Below are 24,471 nucleotides of genomic sequence, written 5' to 3' on the forward strand. Positions count from 1 at the left end.
ATAGGCCTACACTTAACTGATGACAGCCTCTGACTCGGCCGCCACACCACCCTCTCTTCCGCACGGCCTCACCAGCCGGCAGGTGCTCTCGTGGCGCAATGCGATCGCCACCCTTTTTGCTCTCGCTGGCTTTTCTTTCGCCAGTTGGGTGGGCCGCATCCCGACGGTGCGCGACACTTTTGATGCCAGTCATTCGGAGATTGGCATTCTGCTCTTTGGGCTCGCGATCGGCTCGCTGCTCGGTCTCGTCGTTGCCGGCAAGCTCGTCGAGCGGTTCGGCGCGAAGATCGTCGTGCGCGCGTGCGTGGTGCTGTTTGTCGGCTCGCTCGCTGCTACTGCGATCATCATTGGGGTGCTGGGCAGCTTCTTCGGTGCGGTGATTTCTCTCGCCGTGTTTGGACTCGCCTTCAGCACCTACGACGTTGCGATTAACCTCTCGGGCACCGCGAACGAACGGCTACTCGGTCGTTCGAGCATGCCCACGCTGCACGGTTTTTACAGCCTCGGCACGATGGCGGGCGCCGGCTTCGGTGCAGCAGCAGAGGCGCTCAGCGTTCCGCTCGCCACTCACCTCGTGATCGTCTCGGCGATCGTTCTCATCACTGCGCTCGTCGTGTCGGCATTGATCCTTCCGGAGCGACTCGCGGATCCGCCGCCCAACACCGTCGAGATGAAGGTCGCCGCCGGAGAGCTGACCGCCCCGAAGCTGAAAAGCGTCTGGCTCGAGCCCCGCACCATCCTCATCGGCATCATTGTGCTCGGCATGGCCTTCGCGGAGGGCTCGGCCATCGACTGGCTCGCTCTCGCCATGGTCGATGGCTACGAAATCTCTAATGCCTTCGGCACTCTGATCTTTGGTGTCTTCGTGACCGCCATGACCGCCACCCGATTCTTTGGGGTTCGCGCCCTCGACCGCTTCGGTCGCGTTCCCGTGCTGCGCGCATCCGCAGGTCTCGCCGCTGCAGGCTTGCTACTCGTCATCTTCTCGCCGGCCGTCTGGCTCGCCGTCATCGGTACCGCGCTCTGGGGTGCTGGTGCTGCCCTCGGATTCCCCGTCGGCATTTCGGCCGCTGCGGATGACCCCAAGCGCGCCACCGCGAGAGTGACGGCCGTCGCAACCATCGCCTACGCCTCCACGCTCATCGGCCCACCCATGATCGGCGTGCTCAGCGACCAGGTCGGCGTGCTGAATGCGTTGCTGCTGATCGTGGTTCTCGCGATCATCTCTGGGCTACTTTCGCCGTACGCCCGAGAACTGGCAGGCCGCCACGCGTTCCCGTACGTCGACTTCTCGTCGCCGGGTACGACATCCATTGCCATCACAATGGCGACCACCGAAATGCACTTCGTCATCACCCCCGAGCAGATCGAAGAAGCGCAGCGCGAGAACGAGCGTCGCGGCTTAGGCAAGTTCAAGCGCAAGCGCCCGGGCGGCGGCAGCGGGAAATGACTTCGCGACCTACGCGGCTGACGCAGTTGGCTGATCAGCTCAGGCCTGAGTGAGCCACTCCCTCACGCGGTCGCCGAACCAGTCCGGGCGTTGAAGCGGGATGCCGTGCCCGCAACCTTCGACGAGCGTGAGTGTGCTGCTGGGCTGGGCTTCGTGAATCGCGGCGGCCGACTCGTGCATCAGCCGACGCTCCTTGGTGCCCGCCATCACCAGAACACGACCGTCGAAGGCAGACCACTCCGCGGGGAGTTCAAATCTCATGTTCTCACCGACGGCGGCCAGCAAGCTTTCTTTCGTGACGCCGGCACTCGTCTCGATGTAGTTCTCGAGTTGGTGGGGAGGCACGAACAATTCGCGAGCTTGAAGCTTGGCGAACCAACGCTGACGAGCGAGAGGCGCGCTGACCCCCAGAGCGGCAAGCGTGAGGCCTGTGAACGGCATAGCTTTCGCTTGCGCGCTCACGATCACCGCGTTCGTGACGAGTCGGGGGTGGTGCGACGCGAGCAGAATCGAAAGCTGCGCCCCCAGCGAGAACCCGATCACGGTGACCGGGGTCGTGATGAGACTTGCCAGCGCTGCGACCGTCGCGGCGTGTGAAACATAGGGCTCGTCAGCTGATTGTCCGTGGCCCGGGAGGTCGGGAACAATCACCCGGTAATCGGCCTCGAGCCGCTCTCGCAGTGAATCCCACATCCAGCCAGCAACACCGCCACCGTGGAGAAGCAGCACGGGCGGGGCATCAGCTGGTCCGGAGGTGGCGACATACATGGTTACCATCCTGTCAGGTGCGCGAACGCGGATGGCCGTCGGCGGCGCGGCCAGATGATGAATCTCGTCCGGAATGATTCACCACCGGCCTTCTCCGAGTACCGTAGGACGGTGCGACTTGTCATAGCCAAATGCTCCGTTGATTACGCCGGGCGTCTCAGTGCCCATCTGCCCCTCGCGACGCGACTGCTGTTACTGAAGGCCGACGGCAGTGTGCTCGTGCACTCCGATGCGCTCTCGTACAAGCCGCTTAACTGGATGAGCCCGCCCTGTGTGCTTTCCACCCTTGAGCCCGAAGCCGAGCAGTCGGATGCCGGAGTCACCGAGATCTGGAAAGTCGCCCACACTAAGTCGGCCGACATGCTCATCGTCTCGATTCACGAAATCCTGCACGACTCAAGCCACGAACTAGGCGTCGACCCCGGATTGCAAAAGGATGGCGTTGAGGCTCACCTGCAGAAGCTGTTGGCCGAGCACATCGACATTTTGGGTGAGGGCTACCGTCTTGTGCGCCGCGAATACATGACCGCCATCGGGCCAGTCGACATTCTCGCGACCGACGAGAAGGGCGCAAGCGTTGCCGTGGAGCTCAAGCGCCGCGGCGACATTGACGGCGTTGAGCAGCTGACCCGCTACCTCGAACTGATGAACCGGGACCCCCTGCTGGCTCCGGTCACTGGCGTTTTCGCAGCCCAAGAAATTAAGCCCCAGGCGCGTACGCTCGCGAAGGACCGCGGCATCCGCTGTGTGCTGTTGGATTACGACGAGATGCGCGGCCTCGACGACCCCAACATGCGATTGTTCTAGTCTTCAGGCGCACGCCTTAGGCTGGTAACAAATGGCTAATAACTGGACTTGCATTCTCGTTGACCTTGACGGCACGATCGCTGACTCGGCGCCCGGAATCACGGCGTCGCTCGCGTACATGTTTGAGGAGATGGGCTACCCCGTGCCCTCGGCTGAAGAGCTGCGCGCCTACGTTGGCCCGCCCATTGTGGACTCGTTCCGCGACCGCGCCGGATTCACGCCCGTTGAAGCGGCGCAGGCACTCTCGATCTACCGCCGCCATTACATGGAGGGCAATAGCGCCAACGGAAGCGACATCTTCCCCGGCATCCCCGAGGTTCTGAAGACGCTGCACGCGACCGGAATTCCGCTGTCGCTGGCGACCTCGAAGCCCGAGTTTCCGGCATCCGTGATTCTGGATCACGCGAACCTCACGCAGTACTTCCGTGTGATGGCTGGCGCCTCGATCGATGAGATTCGCAGCGCCAAGAAAGACATCGTGGCCGAAGCGCTTACGCGCCTGACGATGATCGGTGCCGACGTGAGCAACCCGGTGATGATCGGTGACCGCTTCTACGACATCGAGGGTGCAGCCGAGCACAACATCCCCACGATTTATGTCGACTGGGGTTATGGCAACCCTGGCGAATCCGACGGATCGCTCGCTGTGGTCTCGAAGGCAGAAGAACTGCTGCCGCTGCTTCTTCCTAGCTAGCGGGCCAAACTCTCCACCACGCGACCGTAAACACCAGGCAGCCGCGCGGCGAACGGCACGATCGCTCGGCGCAGCGGTGAGTTCGCGGCCGCCACGAGCCCGGTGGTGAGCATCCGAAAGTCGCGGGTCACTCGCCGCCACTCGCGTTCGTAGCGTTCAGGCTTGCCGGCGACGATGCACTCGATCGCAGCGCGCGCTTCGGCGAGCCCTAAGCGGATGCCCTCCCCCGTGATCGCATCGACGTAGCCAGCAGCGTCGCCGACGAGCAACACTCGGCCCGCGCGCTGCCCGGTCGTGTTCTGCAACAGCGGGCCAGCACCTCGCACGCTCGACGCCGGCGTCGCACCGCGCAGTCGTTCGGCGAGCGCCGGCACACTCGCCAACGCCTCCTCGAACGATGTTCCCCGCGGGCCCAGCACGGCAACACCCACCTCGGCGTCGCTCACCGGCGTGACATACAGCTCAGCGGTCGGCGCCCAATGCACCTCCACGAGATCAGTCCACGGAGCAACCTCAAAGTGCTGCCGGATGCCGAACCGCCGAGAATCATGTCGCCTCACGCGGCGAGGGCGCGCGGCCAGACCGACCAGCTCGCGCACCGTGGAGTGCAGGCCATCGCAGCCGAGCATCCACCGCCCCTCGATGGTGCGACCGTCAGCGAGGTGCGCGGATACCGCACCGCCCTGCTCACCGTCATCATGCTGCTCGATCGCCTCAACCTTGCCGTGGTCGAACTCGACACCGAGCTCTAGCGCCCGGTCGGTGAGCGCCCGGTGCAGCTCGGTGCGGCGAACGCCGAGCGCGGCATCCGAAGCGAAGCGGTGTTCGGCGATGAGGGTGCCGTCTTGATAACTGATGCCTGCGATCCTGCGCCCGCGCGGGTGAACCCCGAGGGCGGCGAGTTCGGTGACGGCACCGGGCATGACTCCTTCGCCGCAGGCTTTGTCGATGGTGCCGGTGCGGGGTTCGATCACGAGCGCGGTGAGGCCGTGCATCCGCGCATTGATGGCAGCGGCGAGGCCGATCGGCCCGCCACCGACGACGATGACATCGACGACCGGCGAAACGCTCGGTTCGGCCACCGCATCATCGGCCACACCTGCAGCGACCGCATCGTCGCCCGCCGCACTCATGGCGTCAGTTCGCGCAGCGCCCGGTTTTCGGTCGGGATGCGGAACGCCAACAGCAGCACCGCATTAAGCACGGTGAACACAATCGCGGTGACCCACGCGGTGTGCACGAGCGGCAACGCGATGCCCTCGATCGCTACGACGAGGTAGTTCGGATGCGGCAACCAGGTCACGCGATACGGCCCGCGGTTCTGCACACGGCCGGCCCCGGGCACCACGATCACGCGCGTGTTCCACTGAGCGCCGAGCGAGCTGATGATCCAGTAGCGCGCCGCTTGGCAGAGCAGGGTGATGACGAGCATCGGGATTCCGAGCCACAGCAGGAAGGGGCGATCGGCGACGATCACTTCGACAACGCACGCGATGAGGAGGCCCGTATGCAGGGCCACCATCCACGGAAAATGCTTCTGACCGTACTCGCGACCGCCACGCTCGAAGGCTGCAGCGGCATTGCGCTTCGAGATGCGCAGCTCATAGAGGCGCTCCATGCCGGTGCCGAGTACAAGAGCGATGTAGGCAATGACGGTCATACTCACCACTCCAAGAGGACGAATTCGGCGCTCACTCCCGGGCCGAGAGCGAAGGCGAGAGCGTGACTGCCGGGGGCCGGCGCGAGATCGGCGTGCAGAGCATCCGCGAGCACATGCAGCACGGCCGCCGAGGACAGGTTGCCGACGCGAGCAAGGCAATCCCAACTCGACTGCAGATCGCTGCGCTGAAGCCCGAGCGAACTCTCGAATGCTTCGAGCACGCGGGGGCCACCCGGATGCGCGATCCACGTATCGATGTCGGCGATGGTCAGACCGTTGCGGCCCAGAAACTCGCTGACCTCGCCCGGGAAACTGTTCTGAATCACGTCGGCCACGCCCGCGCTCAGCACGATCTCGAAACCGGTGCCGCCCACGTTCCAGCCGATCACATCGTGACTATCGGCAACGAACGTGCTGCGGGTGTCAATTATGCGCGGGCCCGGCTCGCTGCGGTTCTCCCCCACCATCACGACCGCCGCGGCACCGTCGCCGAAGAGGCCGGTGGCGACGAAGTTGGCCATGGTGTGGTCATCGCGCTGCAGGGTGAGCGAGCACAGTTCGACGCTCAGGACAACGCCAACGTCATCCGGATGCCCGACCAAATAGTCATGCACCCGGGCCAGGCCCGCGGCCCCCGCTAGACATCCGAGGCCGAACGAAGGAATCCGTTTCACATCGGGCCGCAGCCCCAGCCGCGGGATCAGCAGCGCGTCGATCGATGGTGCCGAGATGCCGGTGACCGAAGTGAAGAAGACGAAGTCGACATCGCTCGGGGCGAGGCCGGCATCGGCGAGCGCCGTGGTCAGTGCACGCTCGAGAAGGTCGGTCGCGACGCGGATGAACTCGTCGTTGGTTTCGCGAAAACTGCCGAGTTCGGGATACCGCTCGAGCGGAAGCGCCATGTGGCGACGGTCAATGCCACTGGCTCCGTGCATCCGCTCAATCACGGCCTGATGGCGGGAATTCTCGGCCAAAAGCGGCGCGAGCATGCCGGTCATTTCCGCCTGCGTGTAGCTGTGCTCGGGCACCACCGGGGCGACTGCCGCAACTCTGCTCATTCAGAGACTCCGCTCATAGAGTGAAGCTATCACGCACCGAGGTTTCGACCATCGTTGCGTCGGGCGGCACGCCACGCGCGCCACGCGCCGGTAGACCAGAGCGCCCACGCGATCAGCACGGGCTGGAACGGCATCCGAATCCAGCGCTTGAGGTCGGTGTCGAGACCGAGCGAATCGACCTGGTTGACGAGCTGAGAGATGTTGCCGGGGTAGATCGCGATGAAGAACGCAGCGGCAACCCAGCCCACGTACGGGCGGTACTTCTTGGCGAAGATCAGCGCACTGCCGAGCGCAATTTCGACGACTCCGGATGCCACGACCACGAAGTCGGGGTCGAACGGCTGCCACGTGGGCACCTGCGCTTGAAAGTCTTCGCGCGCGAAGGTGAGGTGGCTGATGCCGGCGAACACGAGGGAGGCGCCGAGCGCAATGCGGCCGATCCGGCGGCCAATGCGGCTCGCACGCGAAGGCTCATCGGGCGCGGTTGAATCTCTGACAGACGCGACTTCGATCGGCTCTCGTGGTGCGGCGGGACCGGTCGAATCGTTGGCGCCTGGTGTCGTGTGCATTCCCCCATTCTGGTGGGGCGGGCTTAGGGTCTGCCGAGTGACAGGCTGCGACGCAACTGGCAGCGGGCACGGGCAACGAGCGTTAACGAGCCACGGCCCCCACCGGGTGTGGTGAGGGCCGTGACCGTCGCGCTGTTCGGAGCGCGGCTAGCCGTTACGGGATGAGCACCGCACGGCCGGTGATGCGGCCGGCTTCGAGGTCGTCGAAGGCCTTTTGGAAGTCAGCCAGCGGGTACTTCGTTACCTCAACGCCGAGCTTGCCCTGCTGAGCAAGCGCGATCACCTGGAGTTGATCGGCGCGGGTTCCGCCATAGGAAAGCTGAACGTCGGTTCCCCACGGGAGGACCGGGGCGGCACCTACGGCGTAGTCGAACTGTGCACCGCCGAGGCCTACAAAGCGGAGCATCCCGCCGGGAGCGATCACGGCAACCGCGAGATCTACAGTGGGCTGAATGCCAACAAAATCGAAGACGGCATCCGCACCGTACTGGTTGGTTTCGTCGAGGATGCGCTGAGCTGCAGCACCGTCACTCTTGAGCACAAGGTCAGCACCGAGTTCACGCGCGAGCTCGAGCTTGGAGTCATCACTGTCGAGGGCGATGATGCGGGCACCGGTGGTGGCCTTCAGGATCTGGAGTCCGAGGTGCCCGAGGCCACCGACACCGATTACTACGGCGGTCGAGCCAGGAGTGAGGCGCGAACGCGCACTGTTGATGGCGTGCATGGGGGTGACACCGGCATCCGCGAGGGGCGCTGCCTGAACGGGGTCGAGGTCACCGATCTTGTCGAGGTGGCGGGCCTTCACGACCAGGTACTCGGCCATGGCGCCGTCTGGGCCGAGGCCAGGGGTGGTGGGGAATTGCATGCGGCTGCCGTTGACTTCACACTCGTTGTCGCGACCTTCGATGCAGGCGCGGCAGTGGCCACACGCCCAGATTAGGCTCACAAGAACGGCGTCACCTTTGCTGTAGCCCTCGAGTGCTGAACCAACTTTTTCCACCCAGCCGGCGCCTTCGTGACCGACTGTTCCGCCGAAGAAGGGCCATTCTTCGCCCATGTGAAGGACGTGGAGGTCGGAGTGGCACAGCCCAGCGCCCGCAATCTTGACCAAAATTTCATCGGGACCGATCTCCGGCACGGGAACATCCTGAAGTTCCATCGTGTGGGGGCTTACGAGCTTCACTGCTTGCATGGGCTAAATCCTCTCTAGGGTGAGGCTGAGGTTTGCAGCCTCACCTCCAGCCTATACGCACTATCTGACAAGTGTCAGATAGTGGCCTATTCCGGTACAGTTCGGTTATGGATGCTCGCACTCGCCGCTCCCGCGACGCTCTCGTTGCGGCGGCCTACGCCCTCGCCGAGCAGCGCGACATCGCCACTATTTCGGTCACCGACATCACGAACGCATCCGGCATCAGCCGCGACACTTTCTACCGCCATGCCTGCGACCCCGTTGATCTCATCGCCACTGCTCTGCATGCCGAGCTGGCTGAAGCAATCGAACAATTCGGTGATCTGCTCGACCCCGCGGAGACGGCTGCGTTCTCCCACGCCACTGAGCCTGCCCCGGACGCTAGAGCGAACCAGAACGCATCGACCACGACCTTGTCGACGACGAACCATGTTTTCGCCGGCCCCACTCGCGTCTTCCTCAGTCACGTACGCACCCACGCCACGCTCTATCGGATGGCGGCCAGCGGCAGCCTGAGCGGCCGGCTGCGATCGGTGCTCATCGAGCCTGCGCGCGAGATTCTCGCGGATCATCTGAGGCGGCATCCAGAAATCGTGCCCACCGAGCTCGCCCCGCTCTCAGAAACAACGTTCGCCATGGCGGTCGCCTACGCCGCCGGCGGAACGGTCGCCGCAGCCGAAGCGTGGCTCCTCACGGGCGACCTCGATGACCTCGACGGCGCCGTGCACGCGGTGCTCGCCGCGAGCCCGCAGTGGTGGGGCGAGCGGCGCTAGCCGCTATTCGCAATTCGCTATTCGTTGGCGGGCATCCGGTGTGCCCGCGGCCCAAACGCCACAAACAACACCGCAACGATGACCGCCCACGCGGGGTAGGTCAGCCAGACCCACTCGGCCCCGGGCTCACCCGAGCCGGCGAGCGCGTAGATCACACCGGCTGAGCTGCTTCCCACGACGCCACCGATCGCGTTGGCGAGACCCTGCACTCCGAAGTAGCTAGCGACAGAGCCTTCGGGGGCGAAGCGTGACACTGTCGCGTTGAGCACGGGCTGCACCAACATTTGGCCGACGATGAACACGGCGACGCCGACGAGCATCCCGACCAGATTTGTCGACAGTCCCATGATTCCGACGCCTATCCCGAGGCACGCGGTGGCGCCGGCGAGCGTGATGCGGTCGGGCAGGAAACGATTGGCCGCACCCGTGAGCGGCAGCATCGTGATCACCATGACCACGGCGGCCCCCGAATAGATGAAGCCGAGGTCAGACGGCCCGGAGGTGAACTCGGCAGCCCGAAACGGGATCACGAGATAGAACTGGGCGATGAGCACCGCGGTACCCGCGACGAGCGCGCAGTAACGCAGGAATGCGGCATCCGCGAAGGCCACTTTCAAACGCGGAGGCGTGCGAGCCCGTTCTTCATCGCTCGGGTGCGGCAAGCCGAAGGCGCTGATGATGAACGCGATAACGAACATCCCGGCCGCCGACAAACTCACAAAAGCGAAGTCTGCGCCGGCCAGAAACCCACCGATGATGGGGCCAACAATGAAGCCGACGTTGCTCACGACCTCGCGAGTCGAATACACCCGCACCCGGTCGGCGCCGGTTGTGAGAGCCGCATAGGCCGAATAACTCGCCGGGTGAAAAAGGGCACCGCCCAAACCAGTAAAGATCGACGCCACCACGAGCAGCGGAATCGACTCGACAGTGCCGAGCATCGCAAAGCCCAAGGCTCGAACCAGCACCCCGATCAGAATGGCGCGGCGAAAGTTGATGCGATCAGCAACCCACCCCGCGATCGGCATCATCCCGTTTTGGGCTGCTGTGCGCAGCGCGGTGAGGGCAGCGACGACCGCAATCGTCAGGGCCAGATCTTGCAAAAAGTGATACGCCAGCAAGGGCACGAGCATGTAAAAACCGACGGCCATCGTGAAGGTGTCGCCATAGAGAACCTTCAGCGCAAACGAGATCGGCGGGCGCTTCGCCACCGCCCTAATCCTGTTCGTCGTCGACGGGAGGCTTCGGGCCCCACGCCCGCACGCCCACATAGACCGGCAGTGCGATTGCCGCGAAGGGCGCAATCGTCGGCAGCAGAATCGACACCACGAGAGTCACCGCAACCGTGAACGACACGAAGAGCGCGCGACGCGGATGCTGCAGCATCAGCACGAATCCCTCCCGAACCCAGGTGCGAGCATCCGCTTCCGGGGTGAGGGTCGCGGCGGTGGTCGTAGCTACGAACAGTACGCACACACCGGCAGCCACCGGGATGACGGCGGCGCTCAGCATCAACGCAATGGAGCCGCCACCCTGAGCCAGTTGGTACGCCAAGAACACACCATCGCCGACCATGATCGCGAGCACCACGGTCGCGATGACACCGAGGCCGAGCGTGCGCCGCCACGTATCGCGAAACTCCCGAAAAGTGTTCGTGAAGACCTTGTCATCGTTATCGACTATCCACTGCGCGAACGCTCGAGCGAGAGCGATCGCAGCGGGAAGCACCGTGATGATGCCGAGCGAGAGAATCAGCACCGCAAGCGAACCCAGAAAGATGTTGCCCGGGTAGGTGAGCGCGGTCAGCATGCTGCGCTCCCACCGCGGTGTGCGGCGCTTGGTTCTCTTCGGCTGGCTCATCGTCGCGCGTTCGTGCTTCCTTGGAATCCTTCGCCAATGACAGCGGTGGCGCCCAGTGTGGGCGCGTCACCATCGAAGCCCAACGATACGGTTTCGGTCACGCCGTTGCGCTCGATCTCCACACGCACTCCGCCCGCTGCGACGTCGTAGCGGATGGTCGCGGGTGCGGTGTCATCCCAGTTGCGCGACTCCAGCACCGTAACGAACCGAGCGCTCATGGTCGGCTCACTCAGCCGCTTGAGCGTGTGCTGCTTCTTGCTGATTGCCAAACTCGGCGTGGATGACGTGGGGTTGGCGTGCACGAACGTCTCGACGATTTCGCTGGTGGGGTTCTCGTCGAGCGCAGCGATGGGCATGACACCGTGTCCGGCATCCGCTCGCCAGCGCTTGTCGCTGATGGCGACCGGAGCGTTGTCGGTTTGCAGCAGCCAGGTCCAGGTGCGCGGCTGGTCGGCGGCGAGGTCATCGGCGATCACGAGGTTGCCCCCGGGCGTGAGTACGAGGTGGCGGCGCACCCGAGTGACGCCGAGGGCTCGGTCATACATCGCGGATGACTCGCTCACGGCGTGCGTCCAACCGTCCTTAATCGTTGTCGTCAGAATTTCGGCCGTGAACTCCTCGGCCAGCTCTTCGAAGACGTGGTAGCGGTCCTCGTTCACAAAACCGTTGCCGTCGATGAGGATCGAGTTGTGGTGTTCGGTGAGCTTGCGCGACGAATATCCTTCGTCGATCGCGAGGTACGAGCCGTGGCCAAGGAACACAAAACTGCCCGAGTCGGGGTGGTGGTGTCCCGCGTTCAGTGTGACCCAGCCATTCTGCTCGCGCTGGCGGTGCGACTGGTTCCAGGCCTTGTGGCCGCCACCGGGTGAGGCCTTGAACGACACGAGCGCCGCTTGCTCATCCCACGATGTGCGACCGACAACAAGGCCAAGGTCTTCGAAGTACTTGCTCGGCGGCAGCGTTTCGGGGCCAGCAGCCTCAACACTGGGGTCGAACCACAGCAGCTCTTGATACGCCTCGGGGCGCACGCCGGGCCGCACTCCGCTCTCGTAGGCTTCGCGCCAGTAGAACTCGGTCGACACCTTGTTGGCCAACCACTGTGCCTGCGGGATGCGGTACTCGGCAGCGAGCTTGTAATACAGGGCGACCGGATGCCCGCTTCGGCGGTCGTGGCAGTCACCGTGATCGACGATCCGCTCCATGTCCGGAGCTGCTTGGTAGAGGCGGTACCAGAACGTTTCCTTTAGATAGGTGCCGCGATTGAACCAGTCGAGGCCCTCTTGGTCGCGCAGCACGTCGAGGTAACTCGCGATCCACGGCACTCCGTAGCGCCAGTAGACGACGCCCTCGTTGTTGGAGCCGTCGTCGGGAAGCGAGTCGAGAACCTTGCCGAAGTTGTCCTTCGCACGCTCAGTCCAGGCCTTGGCTTCGGGGTACTTCTCTTGCAGGGCGTAGCCGGCGGTCGCGAGGCCGGCGTAGCAAATCCAGTTGTGGTTCTGCCAGTACGACGACGACCACCATCCGCCCTCTTTCTCCACGGCGAACTCGTACATGCGCTGGCCCTGAAGCAGCAGCTTGTCTTCGAGCGCTTGCTTCTCTTCGGGGCGCAGGGCGTCACCCGCCCAGGAATACGCGAGCGACAACCCGTGCAGAATCCAGCCGGCATCGAGGTCGTGGTCGGGCAGATTCGCCTTGCCCCAGTGCGGGAACGACAGCGGCGGCGCCAACCAGCGACGCAACTCTTCGAGGTACGCCTCTTGCCCGGTCAGCCGGTACGCGAGCGCGAGGTTCGCCGAGCCCGGCCCGAAATAGGTGATGGATGCCAGTGGGTGTTCCTGCGGAAGTTCCATCCCCTTCGCACGCTCACATTCCTCCAAGAGTCGACGGAATTGCGCGCTCAACGGGCCATCCAGCGCGCTCCGCAGCTCAGCTTCGCGGCTACCAATCAGCATGGGGGTGGTCACAGTGCTACCTCTATTCGGGAAGTGTCGTGGTCAGCGGTGGCGAGCTCAATCACCACAGCGGTATCGGAAATATGGGTCTCAATGGAGTCGATGGTGGCGTCGGGATCGAAGCTGTAGACGCTCACGAAAGTCGCGGTCGGGGCCGTGGTCACCCAGTCGCCGATTCCTTGGAGCCGGCTTGGGTCGTCGGAGGGCCCGCGACCGGCGTGGAGGTCGAGCGTGGTTTCGCCGGCGGCCCAGTGCCAACCGTTCAAGGCCGGCAGAGTCTGCTCGCCAGTTGTGGCGTGCGCGCCCGCGGGCGAAGCAGCTGCTCCCGCACCAGCACCCCAAGTCGAACGCCACGAGTTGCCGATAACTCTGACGCTGAAATCAACGGCAGGGCGAAGACCAAGCGCAATCGTGTGTGGTTCGCCGTCGTCGCACGTGACGTGAACGACATCCACGAGCACTCCGTCGGCGAGTTGCACCGTGCGGCTCAGGCGCACGCCCTCGATCGCGGTCGTGGTGACGGCCGTGACGCGCGAGGTCGCAGCATCCCACGCGGTGATCTCGGCGGTTGCTTCGACCTGATCGGCGCCATCAACACTCACCGTCGGATGCGCGATCGTGCGCGCGTAATACGAATGACGCAACGCGTGCCCATACGGCGGAACCGCCGGGGCCGGCTGCCAGCGAACACCATCGCCATAGAGATAGAGCGCAAGTTTGTCGAAGTGACCGTGGGCTCCGCCGTGGGGTCCAGCATCGAGGATGCCGACCATGCGGTTGCGTGAATCACGCAACACGACATACCCGGCATCCTCGAATGCTCGCGAACCGACCACCACCGGTGCGCGGTCAAGCGGCGCCCCCACGAACCAGCCATCGAGCATCCACTCGAGACCATCGTGGTCAGCACCAAGTCTTTCGACAACCCACGACTGCACAGTCGCGAGGCCGGTATCGCTGAAGAACTGAGCACCCAGGGTGCAGATCTCCAACACCTCGCGATGCATGGCGACCCGGTCGTAGGGGCCGTCGTGCAGCGCGGGCAAAAATCCATCGGGGGCAGCGATCGACACCAATACGTCAATCATTCGGCGCACAGTATCGGCAACCTCAGTCGGAACCTGCTGCGGGTCGCACCCACGCAAACCCAGAAGATAGGCCCGCAAAACGAACACGTGATAGTAGGTGGATGCCTCCCACTCCCAGCCGTCAGAACGCACGGCGAGCTGCAGGTGATCCACGATCGCGGCCTCGAAGTGTGCGGCAACAGGCTCGCCACCCAGCGACTCGCGGGCTAGCGCGATGAGGCGAGCGGCGGCATCCAACCACGCGGTGTAGTTGCTGCGCTGGTCGTTGCGGTCTTCGACGAGGATCCGGCGCGACTCGGCCAGCGTGTCAGCGAGCCCTTCGAGAGTGCGGTTGAGGGTTGCCGACTCGCGAAGTTCGGGAAGCGGGCCCAGCGTGATGATGGCATCCGCGAACCCGACAGCCCACTGCGCCTCAGAGAGCGCTTGAGCAAAAAGCTTGCCCTGCAGCATCCACGATTCGCTCTTGTCGCTCCAGCCGCCGGCCGAGATCTGCACGTAGAGAGCGGAGTAGTCGAGAACGAGCTCGACGGCCCGTTCTCGATCGGCAACGTCACCGTGCAGCGCGAACCGTCGCGCAGCAACCCGGGCGGCCCGAGCAAGGGCTTGATGTTCAAGCGCGAGCCAGGCGGCCTCGACCTTGTCACCCGTGAGGCGACAGCCGTAGCTGCACAGAAACTCGTCGCCGTCGCGGGCGCCCAACTCGATGCCATGCGTGGGGCAGACATAGTCATGCCACCACCCACCCGGCTGCTGCGGAACAGAACTCATCGGAAGTTGAGGCCTCCGTTGATGTCGACAACCTGGCCAGTGACATACGACGAGAGGTCAGAGGCCAAGAACAGTGCGACGTCAGCAACGTCGCCCGCGGTGCCTGCCCGACCGAGCGGGATGCCCGCGACGATGTTCTTCTGGGCCTCGCCCGGGGTGAACGTCTCGTGGAAGGCAGTCTCACCGATGAACCCGGGAGCAACTGCGTTAACCGTGATCTTCTTGCCGGCGATCTCCTTGGCCAACGCCCGAGTGAAGCCGACGACCGCAGCCTTCGAAGTGGCGTAGACGACCGAGCCAGCGCCGCCACCGTTCTCCGCAGCGAGCGATGCCATCGTGATGATGCGGCCGTGCTCCGACTCGGCGAGCGCGGGAAGCGCCTGCCGGGTTGTGAAGAATGTGCTGGCCACGTTCACATCCATGATCTCGTTCCAGCGCTCATCCGTGGTCTCGGTGATCGTGGCGCGGCCCACCAAGTGACCGGCGTTGTTGACGAGGATGTCGAGGCCACCAAGAAACTCGACGGCGGCATCCACCAACTTCGTTGCTTGCGCTGAGTCCGTGAGATCAGCCTGAACGGCCAGCGAGCGCCGCCCGCCCGCTTCGATCTCTTCCTTGACGGCGGTCGCTCCCGCTTCACTGTTCGCGTAGTGCACCACTACGTCAGCTCCTGCCGCCGCCAGTGCTTTCGCGATGGCCGCGCCGATTCCTGCTCCCGCGCCTGTTACGAGTGCGCGTCGTCCGGTGAGGTCAATGCTCATGTCTATGTACCGTGCCTATCTATTTGTTGGATGGGCGGCTGCCACTAGAGCAGCCGTTCGTGAAGGGGGTGCGGCTACTTGATGCCAGCGTTGGTGAAGCCCTGAATGAAGTACTTCTGGGCGAAGACAAACAGGATCACCATGGGCACTGTCGCCATCGTGGTTCCGGCCATCAGGTACTGCCATTGCGTGTTGTCGAGCTGCTGGAAGACCGCAAGCCCGACCTGGATCACGCGCAGGTCGCTACTCGTCGTGACGAGCAGCGGCCAGAGGAAGTTGTTCCAGCTCTCCTGGAAGGTGAGCAGTCCCACCGTCGCGATGGCCGGCTTGATGAGCGGCGTATAGATCTGCGCGAAGATACGAAATTCGCCCAGCCCATCGATACGGGCCGCCTCTTCGAGGTCTTTCGGCAGGGACAAATAGAACTGACGAAAGAGGAAGATAGCGGAGGCGCTGAGCCCACCAGGAATGATGAGCGCCCACCAGGTGTCCAACCAACCGCTACCGCCCTGGCCGAGGATGTCGTTGCCACCGAACAAGGGCATGAACTTCACGAGCAGGAACTGCGGAACGATCTTCGTGTAGGTGGGGATCATCAGCATCGCGATAAAAGCGAGGAAGATCGCCTCCCGCCCCTTGAAGTAAATACGCGCCAGCGCATACCCCGCCATCGAACCCAACACGACAGTGATGAGGGTATGAGTGGTGGCGATCACAAAGCTGTTGCGAAAGTACAGGCCGAACGGCGCAGCATCCAGAGTCGCCGCGTAGTTGCTGAACATCCACTCTTGCGGAAAGAACGTGGGCGGAAACTGTGCCAGCTCGGCCGGCGACTTGAGGCTCGTGAGCACCATCCACAGGAACGGCACCAGCATGGTGATCGAGCCGAGGATGAGCGCCACATTGATGAGCGCCGCTTGACGGCCCTTCGCGTGGTGGAACCACCGCTTGCGCGGAACGACCGTGACCTGCTCGCTGATGGCGAGGGCCTTGATAGTAGGGAGAGTCATCACTAGTCCTCTTCTTTGGTGACGCGACGGCTAATGAGAGTGACAAAGAGAAGGAAGGCAAAGAGCACGACCGACTGAGCGGATGCCATCCCCATCCGGAATTCTTGGAATGCCGAGCGGTAGACCTCGTAGGTCATCATCGTCGTGGCGTTGGCAGGCCCTCCGTCGGTGAGCACGTAGATCTGGTCGAACACTTGGAAGGCGCCGATGATCGAGATGATGAAGACGAAGAACGTGGCCGGCTTGAGCATCGGAACGGTGATGCTGAAAAACTTGCGAATGGAGGATGCGCCGTCGAGCGATGCTGCCTCATAGAGCGATTCGTCAATGTTCTGCAGCGCCGCAATGTAGATGAGCATCTTGATACCGATGCCCTGCCAAGCGCCGACCAAGATCACTGCCGGGAGCGCCCACTGCGGGTCGACGAGCCAGGCTTGACCGGGAATGCCCAGCGTTTCGAGCATCGCGTTGAGCAGACCGTACTGCGGGTTAAAGATCCACAGCCACACCATCGCGATGGCGACGGTAGCGGTGACCTGCGGCAGGAAGAAGGCGGTGCGATAAAACTTTTGTAGTTTGAGACCCTGGTTGAGCAGCACTGCCACGACGACAGCGACAGCCATTGATACGGGCACTGTCCAGAACGTGTACCAAACGGTATTGCCGATGGACTGCATGAAGACGGCGTCGTTGAACATTTCGACATAGTTGTCGAACCAGATCCACTTTGGCGCTTCAAAGATGCCGTAGTCAGTGAACGAAAGATAGAAGGTCGCGATGACGGGGATCAGCGTCCACAGTCCCACGTGGATCACGGATGGCGTGATCATCAGCCAGCCAGCACGGCGCCGCTTCTTCTCCGCGGTACTGATCCGCTTGCGTTTCTTCGGTGCGGTGGATGGGGAAACCTGCTTCGCTGCCGCTTCCGCGCTGCGAATGGGGTGTCGCTCTGTAGTGGTCATCACGCCCTCGTGTGGTTGAAGTCTGGGGAGGTAGTGCCCGGGCGGGTTGGACGCCCGGGCACTCAGGGGAGGAACTAGCGGTCTATTGCTGTCTGAACGAGAGCAGCGAGATCGTCAAGCGCTTCCTGGGGAGTTTTCTGTCCGAGCAGAGCGCCCTGAACTGCGGGGGCGAAGTCGCCACGCACCTCAAGCCACTGTGACGGGCCGCCCTCGCGCTGAGCGACATCCAAGTTCTCCATGGCGAACTGCACGAAGCGGTTCGACTGCACGTAGTCAGAGTCGAGCAGTTCGGTCAGAGCCGGCACGTTTCCGCGCTGTTCATTGGCTGCAAGTGCTGCGTCGGGGCTCGACAGGAATTCGAGGAGTGCGCGAGCCGCCTGCGGGTTCTTGGAGTTGTTGGCAACAGTCGCCAAGGTTCCACCGAAGAACATGCCGGACGCGTCGCCTTGAATAACGAAAGGCTCAAGGTTGTCGAGCACGGTCGGGTCGGCTTCCTGCGCCTGGGTCCACAGGTTGTTGTGGGCGATACCCATTGCAGCCCGGCCGTTGATGAGCGGGTTCACGATGTCATCGGTTGAGGTGAAGCCAATGTCTTCGACCTCATACTTGTTCACCAGGTCAGCCATGAGGCCAAGAGCCGCAACGCCTTCCTCACTATTGAACGCGGGTGCCGTTGCATCGTCATTGAAGAGTTCGCCGCCGGCCGAGAAGAGCATTGTCTCGAACGCCTGACGGGCATCCAGCGACATCATGTCGAAGCCTGCACGCTCGAGCGAACCGTTGGATGAGCGCACGGTGGTCGCTTCTGCGATCTCGATGAGCTCCTCCCAGGAGGAGGGCGGGCTGTCGTAGCCAGCTTCCTTGAGGATGTCCATGCGAGCGACTCCGAAGCGAGTATCGAGCATGATCGGCACGGCGTAAACGTTGCCGTCCCACATGCCGGCTTCAACGATCTCGTCGGTGTAACTCTCCTTAAGGTCAGCTTCACTGAGACCGAGTTCACCGAGGTCGGCGAGTACGCCCTTATCAGCAAAGGCTTCAATCCAACCGACGCCCATAAGCATTACGTCAGGCACGAGGCCCGAGACGACCGCCGTAGTGAGCTTCTCGTTCAGGTTTCCGTAGGTCGTGTAATCGACGTTGACCGTGACGTTGGGGTACTCCTCGTAGAACTGCGGAAGCAGCTCGTCTTCGAGAAGGTCTTGCCCGGGGCTTCCTTCAAAAATGGGGGTGAGCAGGCTGATCTCGCCCGAAACCTCATCGGGGTTCAGATCGGCATCCGCTTCTCCTGCTGAACAGGCGGCGAGACCGAGACCCATCAGGGCCACCATCGCGACCGATGCTGTGCGGCGCATTCGTGACTTCACTTCCATGTGCATGTCCTCTCAAGCTGAGATTGAGCGACGGCTCCAGTGCCTTCGTTCCGCGACGTCGTCGTCGGCTCATTCGATTCCTAACCGATTTCCTAGGGGGGTGGATGAAATCGGTGTAACGATGCACTGACCATAGACGAGTCTGTCTCGTTACGTCAATAGGTTTTATTTGAATAGGTTCGACGCCGGCGCGAGTGGTTCAGGGCCGTTTGCCGAAAACTAATAAATCGTTACACTGAAACAGCGATCATCAGGATCGCCATTAACCAAAGGAGGTCACGTGGCTCGAGTAACCATCCAGCATGTGGCGCAGGCCGCTGGCGTTTCCCCCAGCACCGTCTCCAACTTCCTCAACGACCGTCAGGGTCGAATGGTCGCTGCGACACGAACACGCATTGAGACGGCGATCTCAGAACTCGGCTACCGGCCCAACCGTGCTGCGCGACAGTTGCGCAACGGCAAAACGCAGACGGTTGGCCTCGTTGTGCCCTCTGTCGGCAACCCATTCTGGGGAGCATTCGCTCACGAGGTTGAGGTCGCAGCGCTGGCTTTGGGATGCAGCGTTCTGCTCTGCAACAGCGAGCGCGATCCCGAACGCGAGCGCCGCTACGTCGAAGAGCTGTGGGAAGACGGCGTGCGCAGCATCATCCTCTGCACCTCATTGCCGTCGCTCGATCACGTCAGTCATGTGATCGCCGAGGGCCTCCGTCTTGTCACTTTTGATCGGCCAGCTCAACCGAATGATCCCGAATCGGTGGTGAGCATCAGCATCGACAACAACGTGGGCGGCCAAGTCGCCACCGCTCACCTTCTGGAATTGGGTCACACCAGCATCGCCTTCGTGTCTGGCTCGATTCGCTCGGTCAACCGGTCGGCGCGCTACCGCGGGTATTGCGATGCCATCGAAGCCGCTGGGCTCTCGGTCGCTGACATGCCGCAATGGACAGGGATGGATGCCGCACACTTCGGCGACGTCGAAGCTGCCGAAGTGGGGCGGGCTGCCGCACGCGACCTCTTCGCTGACCCGAAGAATGCCCCCACTGCGGTGGTAGCGATCAATGACATGACGGCACTGGGATTCTGCCGCGGCCTGCGCGATTTGGGGCTCAAGGTCGGGCGCGATGTTTCTGTGATCGGCTTTGACGACATCATCCTCGCCGACCTTTATGACCCGCCGCTGACGAGCGTTCGCCAACCCATCACACGGATGGCGCAGCTTGCCGTTTCGGAGGCTGTCGAGCGCGGGTCAAACGAGTCGACCGACCCGGGCAGCTCGGTTCTCTTGCGCCCAGAGCTAGTGGTGCGAGAGTCTACGGAGCATGTCCCCTCAGCCGCACGACCGTAAGCGCCCCGCTCTTCTCCGCCACTGGAATGCCACCGCAATCACTTTCGCGGTGCTCTCCATCATCGGCCTGGTCGGCACGTGGGTCTTCAATGCGCTAGCGATTGTGCAGATGCGCGACTACCTCGGCGACTGGTTCGGTAGCGGCCCGGCCGTCAACTCGCTCGGCGCCGACCTTCTCGTCGTAGCCGTGGCGGGCAGCATCCTGATCATCATCGAAGCGCGTCGCCTCGGGATGAAGCGGGCCTGGCTCTACATCGTGCTCTCGGGCATCACGGCCTTCGCGTTCACCTTCCCACTGTTCCTGGCCATGCGCGAGCGCAAGCTCGTGGAGCTCGGGCGCCACTAGCCCCAAGCCCCAAGCGATTACTCCAAAGCGTCAGGAAGCTCGTAGGTGTCGAACTCTTCTCCCGAAGCCGAGTCGATGTAGGTCACGACAACCCGCCTGTCATCTAGCGAAATTCCATCGAACGACTGGAAGAGCATCGCTTGGAGCCCGAGGCTGAACGGAATGAACTGAGCGGAAAACGAATCTTCGAACGCCGCGCGGTCTACGGTCATGGCGAAGGTGGCGAATTTGTCATCGTGCGTGATCTCTTCGATCGATGCTTCCGTGCTCAGCGTTTCGGCGATGCTGTCGTCGATTCCGCTGGCCATCTCAGCAATCAGCTCGGCGTGCACTGATTTGGGAATGGTGTACTCGACCGAACCGTCGTCGTTGACGACCGCTTTGTAGCCGGACTCCTCCGCACTTGTTTGGATCTCCTCCGCGTTCATGTCTTCGAAGAAGCTCGCCGGCAGCGTCACGACGACGTCAAGAAATTTCTCTTCGACCGCAATGCCACCTTCGGCTGACGATGAGGGTTCCGGATCATTGCTCGCTCCAGAGGATGCGCAACCAGACATCATTGTGCAGGCCACAATCGCTGCCGCGATAACGCTCATGGTCTTAGTTCTAACAATCACAAAATCCCCTAAATCGCTTCAATAAGTCAAAATTGAGGTTATCTAGCGCCCCTCATCAAGCGCGCCCCCACGTTGTGGTGACGCAGCTGTTCGCCTTCGGGAGAAAAGCGCCCTCTACAAGAAGGTGGGAGAATCAAAGGATGAAGATCCTCTCGATTCAGTCCGCAGTCGCGTTTGGTCATGTCGGCAACTCCGCTGCGGTGTTCCCGCTGCAGCGCATCGGCGTCGAGGTTGTGCCGGTCTATACAGTCAACTTCTCTAACCACACCGGCTACGGCGCGTGGCGCGGGCCGATGATCGACCCCAGCGATGTCTCCGAGGTCATTGCGGGCGTCGAGGACCGCGGAGTCTTCCCTCAGATCGATGTCATCCTCTCGGGATACCAAGGCGGAGAGGGCATCGGCGATGTCATCATCGACACCGTTGCACGCGTCAAGGCGGCGAACCCCCACGCGATTTACGCGTGCGATCCCGTGATGGGCAACGCGAAATCCGGATGCTTCGTGGCCCCGGCCATCCCGATCCTGCTTCGTGAGCGCGTGGTGCCTGTCGCCGACATCATCACCCCGAACCAGTTCGAGCTGGGTTTTCTCACCGAAACCGAGCCCGACACCATCGAATCGACGCTGGCATCCGCAGATCTCGCCCGCGCGATGGGCCCGAGCACTGTTCTTGTGACGAGCGTGGAGCGTCCCGACCGTGAGACCGACACGATTGAAATGATGGTCGTGACGGATGCCGGGGCGTGGATCGTGCAAACCCCGAAGCTTCCCATCAAGGCCAACGGTTCCGGTGACGTGACCGCCGCGCTCTTCACCGCCCACTTTGTGCGCACCGGCGACGCCGCGGATGCCTTGGCTCGCACGGCATCCAGCGTCTTCGACCTGCTCACCAAGACCCTCGAGTCGGGCGAGCGCGAGCTGCAGCTCGTTGAGTCGCAAGAGTTCTATGCGAACCCGCAGATGCAGTTCACTGCGCGCCAGGTTCGCTAGCGAACAGCGCAGAGCGCAGAGCAGACCAAGAAGAAAAGGCCCACCAACCGGTGGGCCTTTTCTTTTACTTCTTGTGTGCGATTGCACTGTGCGCGAGGGGGGACTTGAACCCCCACGTCCTTTCGAACACACGGACCTGAACCGTGCGCGTCTACCAATTCCGCCACTCACGCGTGGGTTGAGTTGAACACTCAACTGAGTGAGATTATCACAGCGCCCAGTGGTTCAGCGATTCCGGGTCCAGAAGATGAATAGTGACGATTCACAGCTTCGTCATATAGTCTCGATAGCTGTCCGTGTGCCTAACGCTACGGGTTCAACCAGACTTGATCCAAAATCTGTCCAACCAGACAGAACACAGACCACACCCCTGGGGGTTACCGCGTGAAACGATTGCTGATAATCAGCACAGTCATGGCTGTTGTCGTGAGTGTGACTGTTCCAGCCGCAGCACACATGGAGCCCTCGTCGCGCGAAATCGAGTCGACTGCTTCTGCAGCGTCGGCATCCGCAATTTTGCAGCAGTCTGCTGCTATCGCCCCCACAGAACCCGCACAGACTGTGCCGATCCAGTCTTTCGCTTCTTCGGTAGAAACCGAAATTTCAGCCGCTACTCGCGACGCCATCAAGGTAAAAGCGCCCGAGCCCGAGCCCGAGCCTGTTGTTGAGGTCTATGCCGCAGCGCCTTCGGGTTCATTCTCCGGAAGCTACAACGGTGCCTTCGCTGGTTTCCTCACTCAGTGGCCGGCTAACGCTCCTGTCAACGATGGCTTCGGCTACCGCGGATCAGAATTCCACGGCGGAATCGACATCATGACCGGCAGCGGCATGACGGTCGTGTCGGCCGCACCCGGCGTCGTTACTCAGGTCACCTACGGTGGCGGCTGGGGTCAATACGTCAAGGTCGATCACGGCAGCGGCGTTTCCACGCTCTACGCTCACTTCATTCAAGGCTCGCAAATGGTCTCCCCCGGCCAAACTGTTGCAGCAGGCACCCCCCTCGGCCTGAGCGGCAGCACCGGTTACGTCACCGTCGCCCACCTCCACTTTGAGACCTACGTCAACGGCACACGCGTTGACCCGATGGGTCTCCTGCCCTAATTGCTCAACCGTGGGTAACGGGTTAGCGACATGCACCAGCTAACATCGACGTACTACAACGAGCCACAACGAGGAGAGCTTTGGGTCTTCTGGACAACTTTGAACGAGGTCTCGAACGCGCCGTTAATGGCGCTTTCGCTAAGACCTTCAAGAGTGGTCTGCAACCCGTCGAGATCACGAGCGCCTTGCGCCGCGAACTCGACACGCAGGCTGCCGTTGTATCGCGAGACCGCATCCTCGTACCCAACAACTTCACCGTGCGCCTCAGCCAAAGCGACTATCAGCGGATGGCTGGCCTCGGCAGCACCCTCATCTCTGAACTGACCGAGTTGGTGCAGCGTCACGCCACCGCCCAGCACTATTCGTTCTCTGGCGGTATCTCTATCGCTCTTGTCCCCGATGATTCCCTCAGCCAGGGGATGATCGAAGTCGACTCTGTCAATGTGAAGGGCACCGTCGCTTGGACTCCGGTACTCGACATCAACGGAACTCGTCACACCCTTAAGCACGCCCGTACGATCATTGGTCGCGGCAGCGAAGCCGACATCACGCTCGACGACAATGGCATTTCACGCAAGCATGTTGAGATCCTGTGGGACGGCAGCCGTGCCGAAGTTAACGATCTGAACTCCACAAATGGGTCAAAACTGAACGGATCGCCAGTTTCTCGTGCACCACTCGCGCCGGAATCCGTGATTGATATCGGTCGAACCCGTATCGTATTCCGTGTGCTTGCCCAATCTGCAGATGTCGACCAGCCCGCTGATCGTCGCGACGACCGGGGGTTCACCCTATGAGTGAACTAACCCTCCTTCTGTTGCGCGTTGCGTTCTTGGCCGTCATGTGGGGCTTTATCTTTGCCATCGTGTATGCCTTGCGCTCCGATCTTTTCGGAGAAAAGGTGCGTCGGATGCCTGTTCAGAACGCAGCTCAGGTGCAGCAAGCTGCCGCAGCACCGGCCGCTCCGGCTCCTGCCGCCGCCCAGCCCACGCGCCCCGTGCCGCCAGCGCCCGCCGAGGGAAGCTCGCTCGACGCTACGCGCCTCGTCATTGTCTCTGGATCAAAAGAGGGGCTAGAAATTTCGCTCCCCGAAGAGCAGCTCACGATTGGCCGCTCGAGTGAATCCGGCCTCGTTATCCGTGACGACTACACCTCCACTCACCACGCACGCTTGTTGCGGTGGGCCGATAGCTGGGTTGTTCAGGATCTTGATTCCACGAACGGCACCTTCCTGGCCGGTCAGCGTGTGAGTGTTCCGACGCCAATTCCGTTGAATACGCCGATCAAAATCGGCACTACTAGCTTCGAACTGCGACGGTAACTGA

At 62.4% G+C, this 24,471-nt stretch carries 25 protein-coding genes and 1 tRNA gene; 10 read left to right on the plus strand and 16 right to left on the minus strand.

Annotation, left to right across the window (positions count from 1 at the left end; all coding sequences use genetic code 11):
• The first annotated feature begins 19 nt into the window (after positions 1–19).
• The gene (locus I6E74_RS00940) at positions 20–1,450 is read left to right on the plus strand and encodes an MFS transporter (RefSeq protein WP_197122200.1); all 1,431 of its coding nucleotides are present in this window, start codon (positions 20–22) and stop codon (positions 1,448–1,450) included.
• Between the two features lie 39 nt (positions 1,451–1,489).
• Here the strand turns inward: I6E74_RS00940 and I6E74_RS00945 are convergent, their stop codons facing one another.
• Positions 1,490–2,218, minus strand: a complete 729-nt coding sequence (locus I6E74_RS00945) for an alpha/beta fold hydrolase (protein WP_197122203.1) — start codon at positions 2,216–2,218, stop codon at positions 1,490–1,492.
• 111 nt (positions 2,219–2,329) lie between these two features.
• Here I6E74_RS00945 and nucS point away from each other — a divergent pair, with 111 nt between their 5' ends.
• Positions 2,330–3,025, plus strand: a complete 696-nt coding sequence (gene nucS / locus I6E74_RS00950) for an endonuclease NucS (protein ID WP_197122206.1) — start codon at positions 2,330–2,332, stop codon at positions 3,023–3,025.
• Between the two features lie 31 nt (positions 3,026–3,056).
• Positions 3,057–3,719, plus strand: a complete 663-nt coding sequence (locus I6E74_RS00955) for an HAD hydrolase-like protein (RefSeq protein WP_197122209.1) — start codon at positions 3,057–3,059, stop codon at positions 3,717–3,719.
• On the opposite strand, the gene I6E74_RS00960 is transcribed toward I6E74_RS00955, so the two are convergent.
• The 5 genes from I6E74_RS00960 to I6E74_RS00980 all read right to left on the minus strand — a co-directional run bounded on the left by I6E74_RS00960 (position 3,716) and on the right by I6E74_RS00980 (position 8,198).
• Entirely contained in the window at positions 3,716–4,852 is a 1,137-nt protein-coding gene (locus I6E74_RS00960; RefSeq protein WP_231604443.1) for an NAD(P)/FAD-dependent oxidoreductase, read from the minus strand. The genes I6E74_RS00955 and I6E74_RS00960 overlap by 4 nt on opposite strands.
• The gene (locus tag I6E74_RS00965) at positions 4,849–5,379 is read right to left on the minus strand and encodes an isoprenylcysteine carboxyl methyltransferase family protein (RefSeq protein ID WP_197122212.1); all 531 of its coding nucleotides are present in this window, start codon (positions 5,377–5,379) and stop codon (positions 4,849–4,851) included. The genes I6E74_RS00960 and I6E74_RS00965 overlap by 4 nt, the downstream gene beginning before the upstream one ends.
• A gap of 2 nt (positions 5,380–5,381) precedes the next feature.
• Complete coding sequence (locus tag I6E74_RS00970) at positions 5,382–6,437, minus strand: type III polyketide synthase (protein WP_197122214.1); 1,056 nt, start codon at positions 6,435–6,437, stop codon at positions 5,382–5,384.
• A 29-nt stretch (positions 6,438–6,466) separates the two neighbouring features.
• Entirely contained in the window at positions 6,467–7,006 is a 540-nt protein-coding gene (locus tag I6E74_RS00975; protein WP_197122216.1) for a DoxX family membrane protein, read from the minus strand.
• Between the two features lie 154 nt (positions 7,007–7,160).
• Positions 7,161–8,198: an NAD(P)-dependent alcohol dehydrogenase gene (locus tag I6E74_RS00980; RefSeq protein WP_197122218.1), complete on the minus strand. Its 1,038-nt coding sequence runs from the start codon at positions 8,196–8,198 to the stop codon at positions 7,161–7,163.
• A 107-nt stretch (positions 8,199–8,305) separates the two neighbouring features.
• Here I6E74_RS00980 and I6E74_RS00985 point away from each other — a divergent pair, with 107 nt between their 5' ends.
• Complete coding sequence (locus I6E74_RS00985) at positions 8,306–8,971, plus strand: hypothetical protein (RefSeq protein WP_197122220.1); 666 nt, start codon at positions 8,306–8,308, stop codon at positions 8,969–8,971.
• 17 nt (positions 8,972–8,988) lie between these two features.
• On the opposite strand, the gene I6E74_RS00990 is transcribed toward I6E74_RS00985, so the two are convergent.
• From I6E74_RS00990 to I6E74_RS01025, 8 genes are all read right to left on the minus strand, one after another.
• Positions 8,989–10,182, minus strand: coding sequence for an MFS transporter (locus I6E74_RS00990; RefSeq protein ID WP_197122222.1), 1,194 nt, complete (start codon positions 10,180–10,182; stop codon positions 8,989–8,991).
• Positions 10,183–10,186: 4 nt separating this feature from the next.
• The gene (locus tag I6E74_RS00995) at positions 10,187–10,780 is read right to left on the minus strand and encodes a DUF624 domain-containing protein (protein WP_197122224.1); all 594 of its coding nucleotides are present in this window, start codon (positions 10,778–10,780) and stop codon (positions 10,187–10,189) included.
• Between the two features lie 47 nt (positions 10,781–10,827).
• Positions 10,828–12,795, minus strand: coding sequence for a DUF4962 domain-containing protein (locus I6E74_RS01000; protein WP_307784344.1), 1,968 nt, complete (start codon positions 12,793–12,795; stop codon positions 10,828–10,830).
• A complete protein-coding gene (locus I6E74_RS01005) occupies positions 12,792–14,639 on the minus strand; it encodes a heparinase II/III family protein (protein WP_197122226.1) in 1,848 nt (615 codons plus the stop codon). Before I6E74_RS01005 ends, I6E74_RS01000 begins: the two co-directional genes overlap by 4 nt.
• Entirely contained in the window at positions 14,636–15,400 is a 765-nt protein-coding gene (locus tag I6E74_RS01010; RefSeq protein WP_197122229.1) for an SDR family NAD(P)-dependent oxidoreductase, read from the minus strand. Before I6E74_RS01010 ends, I6E74_RS01005 begins: the two co-directional genes overlap by 4 nt.
• A gap of 74 nt (positions 15,401–15,474) precedes the next feature.
• A complete protein-coding gene (locus tag I6E74_RS01015; protein ID WP_231601086.1) occupies positions 15,475–16,410 on the minus strand; it encodes a carbohydrate ABC transporter permease in 936 nt (311 codons plus the stop codon).
• Between the two features lie 2 nt (positions 16,411–16,412).
• On the minus strand, positions 16,413–17,372 hold the full coding sequence (locus I6E74_RS01020) for a carbohydrate ABC transporter permease (protein WP_197122235.1): 960 nt from the start codon (positions 17,370–17,372) through the stop codon (positions 16,413–16,415).
• A 74-nt stretch (positions 17,373–17,446) separates the two neighbouring features.
• Positions 17,447–18,745, minus strand: a complete 1,299-nt coding sequence (locus I6E74_RS01025) for an ABC transporter substrate-binding protein (RefSeq protein ID WP_197122238.1) — start codon at positions 18,743–18,745, stop codon at positions 17,447–17,449.
• Between the two features lie 280 nt (positions 18,746–19,025).
• On the opposite strand from I6E74_RS01025, the gene I6E74_RS01030 reads away from it, so the two are divergent.
• A complete protein-coding gene (locus I6E74_RS01030) occupies positions 19,026–20,090 on the plus strand; it encodes a LacI family DNA-binding transcriptional regulator (protein ID WP_197122241.1) in 1,065 nt (354 codons plus the stop codon).
• Positions 20,065–20,436 (plus strand): DUF2834 domain-containing protein, encoded by a 372-nt coding sequence (locus I6E74_RS01035; RefSeq protein WP_197122244.1) that lies wholly within the window; start codon positions 20,065–20,067, stop codon positions 20,434–20,436. The genes I6E74_RS01030 and I6E74_RS01035 overlap by 26 nt, the downstream gene beginning before the upstream one ends.
• Before the next feature lie 17 nt (positions 20,437–20,453).
• Here I6E74_RS01035 and I6E74_RS01040 read toward each other — a convergent pair whose 3' ends face one another.
• The gene (locus I6E74_RS01040; RefSeq protein WP_197122247.1) at positions 20,454–21,053 is read right to left on the minus strand and encodes a hypothetical protein; all 600 of its coding nucleotides are present in this window, start codon (positions 21,051–21,053) and stop codon (positions 20,454–20,456) included.
• A gap of 140 nt (positions 21,054–21,193) precedes the next feature.
• Between I6E74_RS01040 and pdxY the strand changes: the two genes are divergently transcribed.
• Positions 21,194–22,045 carry a pyridoxal kinase PdxY gene (pdxY, locus tag I6E74_RS01045; protein WP_197122249.1) on the plus strand — a complete coding sequence of 284 codons (852 nt, stop codon included), beginning with the start codon at positions 21,194–21,196 and terminating at the stop codon, positions 22,043–22,045.
• 89 nt (positions 22,046–22,134) lie between these two features.
• On the opposite strand, the gene I6E74_RS01050 is transcribed toward pdxY, so the two are convergent.
• Positions 22,135–22,218: transfer RNA gene (locus I6E74_RS01050), tRNA-Leu, on the minus strand.
• A 253-nt stretch (positions 22,219–22,471) separates the two neighbouring features.
• Between I6E74_RS01050 and I6E74_RS01055 the strand changes: the two genes are divergently transcribed.
• From I6E74_RS01055 to I6E74_RS01065, 3 genes are all read left to right on the plus strand, one after another.
• Entirely contained in the window at positions 22,472–23,146 is a 675-nt protein-coding gene (locus tag I6E74_RS01055; RefSeq protein ID WP_307784346.1) for a M23 family metallopeptidase, read from the plus strand.
• An 80-nt stretch (positions 23,147–23,226) separates the two neighbouring features.
• Entirely contained in the window at positions 23,227–23,943 is a 717-nt protein-coding gene (locus I6E74_RS01060; RefSeq protein WP_197122252.1) for a DUF3662 and FHA domain-containing protein, read from the plus strand.
• Positions 23,940–24,467, plus strand: a complete 528-nt coding sequence (locus I6E74_RS01065; RefSeq protein ID WP_197122255.1) for an FHA domain-containing protein — start codon at positions 23,940–23,942, stop codon at positions 24,465–24,467. The genes I6E74_RS01060 and I6E74_RS01065 overlap by 4 nt, the downstream gene beginning before the upstream one ends.
• Positions 24,468–24,471: the final 4 nt, after the last annotated feature.

Source organism: Salinibacterium sp. SWN139 (genome assembly GCF_015864625.1).
Classification (GTDB): domain Bacteria; phylum Actinomycetota; class Actinomycetes; order Actinomycetales; family Microbacteriaceae; genus Rhodoglobus.

Excerpts from the sequence above, each read along its gene's own strand:
- I6E74_RS00945 (WP_197122203.1), bottom strand. The coding sequence starts at position 2,218 with ATGTATGTCGCCACCTCCGGACCAGCTGATGCCCCGCCCGTGCTGCTT.
- I6E74_RS01020 (WP_197122235.1), bottom strand. The coding sequence starts at position 17,372 with ATGACCACTACAGAGCGACACCCCATTCGCAGCGCGGAAGCGGCAGCG.
- I6E74_RS01025 (WP_197122238.1), bottom strand. The coding sequence starts at position 18,745 with ATGGAAGTGAAGTCACGAATGCGCCGCACAGCATCGGTCGCGATGGTG.
- I6E74_RS00980 (WP_197122218.1), bottom strand. The coding sequence starts at position 8,198 with ATGCAAGCAGTGAAGCTCGTAAGCCCCCACACGATGGAACTTCAGGAT.
- I6E74_RS00995 (WP_197122224.1), bottom strand. The coding sequence starts at position 10,780 with ATGCTGACCGCGCTCACCTACCCGGGCAACATCTTTCTGGGTTCGCTT.
- I6E74_RS00985 (WP_197122220.1), top strand. The coding sequence starts at position 8,306 with ATGGATGCTCGCACTCGCCGCTCCCGCGACGCTCTCGTTGCGGCGGCC.
- I6E74_RS01065 (WP_197122255.1), top strand. The coding sequence starts at position 23,940 with ATGAGTGAACTAACCCTCCTTCTGTTGCGCGTTGCGTTCTTGGCCGTC.
- I6E74_RS00955 (WP_197122209.1), top strand. The coding sequence starts at position 3,057 with ATGGCTAATAACTGGACTTGCATTCTCGTTGACCTTGACGGCACGATC.
- I6E74_RS01015 (WP_231601086.1), bottom strand. The coding sequence starts at position 16,410 with ATGACTCTCCCTACTATCAAGGCCCTCGCCATCAGCGAGCAGGTCACG.
- I6E74_RS00960 (WP_231604443.1), bottom strand. The coding sequence starts at position 4,852 with ATGAGTGCGGCGGGCGACGATGCGGTCGCTGCAGGTGTGGCCGATGAT.
- I6E74_RS01005 (WP_197122226.1), bottom strand. The coding sequence starts at position 14,639 with ATGAGTTCTGTTCCGCAGCAGCCGGGTGGGTGGTGGCATGACTATGTC.
- pdxY (WP_197122249.1), top strand. The coding sequence starts at position 21,194 with ATGAAGATCCTCTCGATTCAGTCCGCAGTCGCGTTTGGTCATGTCGGC.
- I6E74_RS00965 (WP_197122212.1), bottom strand. The coding sequence starts at position 5,379 with ATGACCGTCATTGCCTACATCGCTCTTGTACTCGGCACCGGCATGGAG.
- I6E74_RS00970 (WP_197122214.1), bottom strand. The coding sequence starts at position 6,437 with ATGAGCAGAGTTGCGGCAGTCGCCCCGGTGGTGCCCGAGCACAGCTAC.
- I6E74_RS00940 (WP_197122200.1), top strand. The coding sequence starts at position 20 with ATGACAGCCTCTGACTCGGCCGCCACACCACCCTCTCTTCCGCACGGC.
- I6E74_RS01010 (WP_197122229.1), bottom strand. The coding sequence starts at position 15,400 with ATGAGCATTGACCTCACCGGACGACGCGCACTCGTAACAGGCGCGGGA.
- I6E74_RS01035 (WP_197122244.1), top strand. The coding sequence starts at position 20,065 with ATGTCCCCTCAGCCGCACGACCGTAAGCGCCCCGCTCTTCTCCGCCAC.
- I6E74_RS00975 (WP_197122216.1), bottom strand. The coding sequence starts at position 7,006 with ATGCACACGACACCAGGCGCCAACGATTCGACCGGTCCCGCCGCACCA.